The sequence below is a fragment of the Paraburkholderia sp. CNPSo 3281 genome (assembly GCF_024206515.1).
Lineage (GTDB): Bacteria > Pseudomonadota > Gammaproteobacteria > Burkholderiales > Burkholderiaceae > Paraburkholderia > Paraburkholderia nodosa.
The window spans coordinates 1-520 of sequence record NZ_JAMBPS010000202.1 but is presented as its reverse complement, the minus strand read 5'-3'; the positions used below and the strand labels follow the sequence as shown (position 1 = coordinate 520).

Here is a 520-nt window from a genome sequence, read left to right as displayed (position 1 = left end):
CGGGGATGACGGTACCGGAAGAATAAGCACCGGCTAACTACGTGCCAGCAGCCGCGGTAATACGTAGGGTGCGAGCGTTAATCGGAATTACTGGGCGTAAAGCGTGCGCAGGCGGTGATGTAAGACCGATGTGAAATCCCCGGGCTTAACCTGGGAACTGCATTGGTGACTGCATCGCTGGAGTATGGCAGAGGGGGGTAGAATTCCACGTGTAGCAGTGAAATGCGTAGAGATGTGGAGGAATACCGATGGCGAAGGCAGCCCCCTGGGTCAATACTGACGCTCATGCACGAAAGCGTGGGGAGCAAACAGGATTAGATACCCTGGTAGTCCACGCCCTAAACGATGTCAACTGGTTGTCGGGTCTTCATTGACTTGGTAACGTAGCTAACGCGTGAAGTTGACCGCCTGGGGAGTACGGTCGCAAGATTAAAACTCAAAGGAATTGACGGGGACCCGCACAAGCGGTGGATGATGTGGATTAATTCGATGCAACGCGAAAAACCTTACCTACCCTTGA

The 520-nt window shown here is 53.5% G+C and carries 1 rRNA gene; it reads left to right on the top strand.

Annotated elements, in window-relative coordinates:
* Window positions 1-520: ribosomal RNA gene (locus tag M3I56_RS41865) — 16S ribosomal RNA — on the top strand; the annotation flags it as partial.